Source organism: Schlesneria sp., assembly GCF_036405755.1.
GTDB lineage: Bacteria > Planctomycetota > Planctomycetia > Planctomycetales > Planctomycetaceae > Schlesneria > Schlesneria sphaerica.
The window spans coordinates 1-5,355 of record NZ_DASWWZ010000178.1 but is presented as its reverse complement, the minus strand read 5'-3'; the positions used below and the strand labels follow the sequence as shown (position 1 = coordinate 5,355).

General features: G+C 58.1%; 3 protein-coding genes, 1 tRNA gene and 1 pseudogene. 4 read left to right on the top strand and 1 reads right to left on the bottom strand.

What is annotated here, in order from left to right:
• A pseudogene (locus VGE80_RS05915) lies at nt 1-999 on the bottom strand (cyclic beta 1-2 glucan synthetase); the annotation flags it as partial.
• A 757-nt stretch (nt 1,000-1,756) separates the two neighbouring features.
• Between VGE80_RS05915 and VGE80_RS05910 the strand changes: the two are divergent.
• The 4 genes from VGE80_RS05910 to VGE80_RS05895 form a co-directional block, all read left to right on the top strand.
• Complete coding sequence (locus VGE80_RS05910) at nt 1,757-2,008, top strand: hypothetical protein (RefSeq protein WP_373649396.1); 252 nt, start codon at nt 1,757-1,759, stop codon at nt 2,006-2,008.
• A gap of 157 nt (nt 2,009-2,165) precedes the next feature.
• A tRNA-Ser gene (locus VGE80_RS05905) sits at nt 2,166-2,252 on the top strand.
• 483 nt (nt 2,253-2,735) lie between these two features.
• The gene (gene glgA / locus VGE80_RS05900) at nt 2,736-4,265 is read left to right on the top strand and encodes a glycogen synthase GlgA (RefSeq protein WP_440592006.1); all 1,530 of its coding nucleotides are present in this window, start codon (nt 2,736-2,738) and stop codon (nt 4,263-4,265) included.
• A 42-nt stretch (nt 4,266-4,307) separates the two neighbouring features.
• A partial coding sequence (locus VGE80_RS05895; RefSeq protein WP_440592005.1) for a galactose-1-phosphate uridylyltransferase occupies nt 4,308-5,355 on the top strand: 1,048 nt, incomplete at its 3' end.

The following is a 5,355-nucleotide window of genomic DNA, read 5'->3' as shown; positions in this document are numbered from 1 at the left end:
GGGATCCTGCCGGAGTGCCACTTCGACGACACTCAGCCGCTCGACAAAGTCACGCCAGTCAATCGCCTCGAGTTCCCGCAGACTGTTGATGCTGTTGCCAATTGAAACCTGATCGACGGCCTGCTGATGTCCCTCCGTCTGCACCATCTGTTCGATCGTCTGTCCGTTCTCGGACAATCGCTGCTCGACCCAGGTGAGCGGGAATGCCAGCGACGGACTTTGCCCTCTTAACCGGCGAGCCAGTTCGGCGACGAATGCACTGGAAAGGACCGGGTTAGGCCGGGCCATATCGGCCAGACAGAGAACCAGATCCTTGGGAGTCGTCTCAACGCAGTGGATAAAGCGGTCTGCCCACAGCGTCGCAGCATCCCGGTCGATGCGTCCTGTGGCAATGCGGGCCGCCACACGGCGCAGATTCTCGATCAGCGCCTGTCGCATCATGATGGGGACGGCCCAGAGTTCGCCCAGCTTCAGGGGACGCTCGCGCTGGTACGCGGCCACGAATGTCCGCAAGCTTTCCGCATCGATGCGACCATCCACATGGGAAATCAGCTCCAGCGCCAGATCGTAGACGCAAGGATAACCTGCCGACGGACCGTTCAAAAGCCGCGGCAAGTCCCGGCTGTACTGACGTGGCAGATGCCGCCGCGCCGTGCGAATTTGTTCCTCAATAAGGTAGTAGTTGTCCAGCAGCCATTCGCCAGCGGGGACGTTGTGGCGGTCGTTCTGCACAGCTTCGAGAAGCAGCTTATACGTTTGCTTCAGAATATTCTGATTGTCGGTCAAACGCAGCAACAGCCGGTCTGGACCCGGGTTTGGGTCAATCTCGTGCCACGCCGCGAGGGCTTCAGCGTGTTCTTCGAGTTGAGCCAGACTGAAGAGATCCGAGCGAAGCGGCAGATCATTCCCAAATTCGCGGAAAAGACCATCAACTCCGATTCTCGCCTTGAGGCGATCAATCCCTTTACGAATCGTTTTGCTACGTAACTTCAAGGGCATGCTGTCCATCCAAAGAAAAAGGCCGACGCAATCCAACCCCGCTCCAGAGGTCTACCGCGTCGGCCCACTATTCACCTCGCCTACCGTTCAGGTCTGCTACCGAAATTAGTCTTCCGATGTTGTGATCTGAGCAGAGTTTCCGCTCCCGCTGCCAGATCCTGACAGCAGTTCTCTTACCGGAAATTCCCCCAATTCACAACCGCCAACGCGTTTCGCGGGTCCATGCAATCCGAGTACCACAGCCATGTACGATCACGATTTACGTCAAATTTCATCAATTTTCTGTGAGGGCCTGATGCTGGCTCGGTACTGCATTGAAGCCCTCGAGGACCACAGTGGTCGATGACCCGCCATTCTCACTGCTGTGATCCGTTCCCTCTCACAGGCCGTGCACGCGGACTCTTGCAACAGCCCGCGTCACGGGTTGACGGGGATTGCCAAGCAGCTCTACATTTCCAAAGTGGATGATTGCGACTTCAGATCGACTCGTCCGCAAACCGAAGTATCCCTTGTTAAAAGTGTGGTTAACGGGGGGACGGGGAAGCCACTTCTTTCCGTCGTCCAAAATCACAGGGAACGAGATTACGTCGACTCTACCGATTCAGGGGTTGCGGAGTGAGTCTGCATCTGTAGAATCTAGCGTTTCGACGAACCGAGTTCTGTTACTGCGGTCCAACACGTCCGCGGCCTTAACTTCACTGCGAGCAACCTCGTGGTGAGCGTTTCGGCCATAATGTCCCGTGAAAGAGCCTGAGTCATGCCTTTGTCGCGAACTACCCTCGAAAGACAACTTGCAGCCGCCAACGCGGATTTGGCAACTTTCTCCAACTCACTCAAGGAGAAAGGCTTAGGGGAAGCCGAATTCAAGCGAAACACCAAATGGCGCTCGCTGAACGCCACAATCCGCACTGTCCGTCGACGCCTGGCCGCTGTTGGAGTGACTGAAGCCAACACCGCCGCTGTCGCCCAGCGGAAGGCTGAAAAGCTGGCAGCCGCAGAAGCCGAATAGTTCCTTCTGCGCCTCGATCTCAGCCCTGAACCGACGAGCGACGAATCTTCCCGACCGGGAAGCGGAATCAGCCAACGCCGATAAGTCAGTCCCTTCAGGGTTTCCCATCCACCGCCATCGGATGTGAAAACCAGCACCAAAATACGATCGTTTTCTCGGAGAGGTGGCAGAGCGGCCGATTGTGCAGCACTGGAAATGCTGTGTCTGGGAAACCGGACCGAGGGTTCGAATCCCTCCCTCTCCGCATCTTGAGGGCCTGCAGAACCCGCTAAGGTTTTGCAGGCTCTTTTTCGTTCTGCCTGCCCCCGAGGAACCCGCATTCTGACAGGTTTCGCAAGCTGGGAAGCTACGGGAATCAGTCGAGACCGAATCGACCCGCAGCTTTTGCCGATCGCTTCTGGAAAGTCGTCCAAAGCGGTCTGACGTGCGAGATTCAAGTGGAATCAGACCTCTGGTTGCTCGATAAAATACCATAGGGGAACTCCCGGCCGAGTCGTTCGTTCGTTGCTTTCGGTGCGGCATACGCTGACTTTCTGGTTTTGGCATCCTCCAAGAGGATCGATCTCTCGACGTGGCCCCCGGTGAATGTCAATCTGAAGCGTCTCAAGGGTTTTAGCCGCCGCCGGATCGTGTCGAGACACCAGCAAGATCAAGGACGAGATTTCCAAAACGGAAAGCACGCTCGGCAGGATTAGCCAGTCGTTCCCAACAGAGAGGCAGTCATTTCATGCGGATCGTACTCGCCAGTTCCGAGGCAGTCCCTTTTTCCAAAACGGGGGGCCTGGGGGACGTTGCAACTGCCTTACCCAAGGCGTTGGCTCAGGTGGGTCACGATGTTTCATTGTTTACTCCTTTCTACCAGCAGATCATCGCCAAACGAGGATCCAGCGTTCCGGTGATCGAACCTACCGGCTTGACATTCCGCGTTACCGTGGGGTCAAAACACGTCGAAGGCCAGATCCTGAAGTCCTCGCTGCCGGGCTCGCGAGCGACGGTCTACCTGATTGAACAGCCACACTACTTCAACCGCCCCGGACTCTATGTCGAGCAGGAGCAGGACTACAGGGACAACAGCGAACGGTTCATCTTCTTCAGCCGGGCCGTCATGGAAGCGACCCGCCTCCTCAACCTGAAGCCCGACATCATTCACGCCAATGACTGGCAGACGGGGTTGATCCCCGCCCTTTTCAAGATTGAATTCCAGGGTTCTCCGGGCTTCGAACGGACGGCCTCGATCTTCACGATCCACAACATGGCCTTTCAAGGTCAGTTCTGGCACTGGGACATGCTGCTGACCGGGCTCGACTGGAAATACTTCAACTGGCGTCAAATGGAGTGCTACGGCCATCTGAACCTGCTGAAGACGGGGATCGCCTTTGCCGACCTCGTCACCACGGTCAGCCCGACTTACTCTCGCGAGATCCAGACGGCCGAGTTCGGCTGCGGTCTGAATGCCGCTCTTTCCTCCCGGCATGACGACCTGTTCGGCATCCTCAACGGCGTCGATACCGAAGTCTGGAACCCCGCCACCGACCCGCACATCGCCCAGAACTACACCGCGGCCACGGTGGCAGAAGGAAAAGCGGCCTGTAAGGCCGAACTGCAGCGCCGCCTCGGCTTGCCTGTTCGCCCGGACGTCATGTTGCTGGGCAGCATCTCGCGGATGACGCACCAGAAGGGCTTCCAACTGGTCGAACAATGCTCCTCCATGTTGATGGATCAGGACATTCAATTCGTTTTCCTTGGTTCGGGTGAACCTCGTTTTGAGCAACTGCTGACGAAACTTGCCGAAAGCCACCCGGGGAAAGTGGCCACCCACATCGGCTACGACGAACCCCTGTCGCATCAGATTGAAGCCGGAGCCGACGCGTTCCTCATGCCGAGCGAGTTTGAGCCATGCGGCCTCAACCAGATGTATAGCCTGCTCTATGGAACAGTCCCCATCGTCCGTGCTGTGGGTGGCCTTGCCGATTCCGTCGTCGACGCCTCTGACGAGAACCTCGCCAATCGAACCGCTAACGGCTTTGCCTTCCGTGAGTTCCGCAGCGACGTCCTGTTCTGGAATATCTGCCGGGCACGGGCCCTGTTTGCAGACAAGCAGAAGTGGTCCTCCCTCCAGCAGACGGGTATGAAACAGGACTGGTCCTGGACGCATAGCGCCAACGAGTATCAGCGAGTCTACGAACTTGCCCTCGAAAAGCGTCGGAATCCCCGCCCTACCAGTGACTCGACCACCCGAAGTGTCGTGGGAGGCTGAGCGACAGCCCTTCCCCATCACTGATCGAACAGAGGCTCCGGGATGCCCGAACTCCGCAAAGATCCGCTGCTGCAGCGCTGGGTCGTCATGGCACCCGAGCGAGCTCGGCGGCCGATTCAACTGCAACTCCCCGATCCCCTCCCGCCCCCTCATCCCACTAACCCCAACCCGGAGCAGTCCGCCGATCGAGGTACACCCGGCTGTCGCCGTCGCGGTTTCCGCAGCCGGAGCACCATCCGTCGTCGCCCCCCTCAACTGGATGCCACCGCACCGGCCAGTCAGCCCCCCTTTGATCCGTTCGCCGAAGGGAATGAGCACGCCACGCCCCCCGAAGTCCTGGCCTACCGCAACCCCGGTTCCCAACCCAACCAGCCGGGCTGGCGAGTCCGTGTCGTCCCGAACAAGTTCCCGGCACTGGAACCGGTGGGCGAACTCAACCCCCTCATCGGCGACCTGTACCAGTCCTTAAACGGGTTCGGCCTGCATGAGGTCATCATCGAATGCCCTCATGCGGAAACCAACCTCGCCCGACTCACGCTCGACAACATCCGCGAAGTCCTGTCGGCCTATCAGGACCGCATGAAGGCGATCAGGAACGAGGCTCGACTGGTCCATGTCACCCTCTTCAAGAACAATGGCGTTCGCGCCGGAGCATCCCTGCCCCACTCGCATTCGCAACTGATCGCCAGCCCCGTCGTTCCCGTGACGATTGTCGAAGAAATCGCAGCCGCACGAGCCTTCTATGACTCCCGTCAGCATTCGATCTTTGACGAGCTCATCCGGCAGGAACGCCTTACGGGTGAGCGAATTTTCTTTGAGAGCGACCGCTTTATTGCCTTCTGCCCTTATGCCAGCCGCTTCCCCTATGAGACCTGCCTGCTGCCCAAGCGGCAGCAGAGTCATTATGAAAACCTGCAGCCGGACGACCTCACGGACCTGGCTTATATTCTCAAGACTGTGCTATGTAAGCTGGATCAGGGTCTTAGTAACCCACCTTATAACTATGTTATTCACACCGCCCCCTTTAATGAGCCGGAGCTCCCCTGGTACCGCTGGCACCTGGAGATCTTCCCCCGCCTGACCAGTGTTG

What these genes read in the sequence shown, in the direction of transcription:
- VGE80_RS05910 (WP_373649396.1), top strand. Translation starts at nt 1,757, where the DNA reads ATGCCTTTGTCGCGAACTACCCTCGAAAGACAACTTGCAGCCGCCAAC.
- glgA (WP_440592006.1), top strand. Translation starts at nt 2,736, where the DNA reads ATGCGGATCGTACTCGCCAGTTCCGAGGCAGTCCCTTTTTCCAAAACG.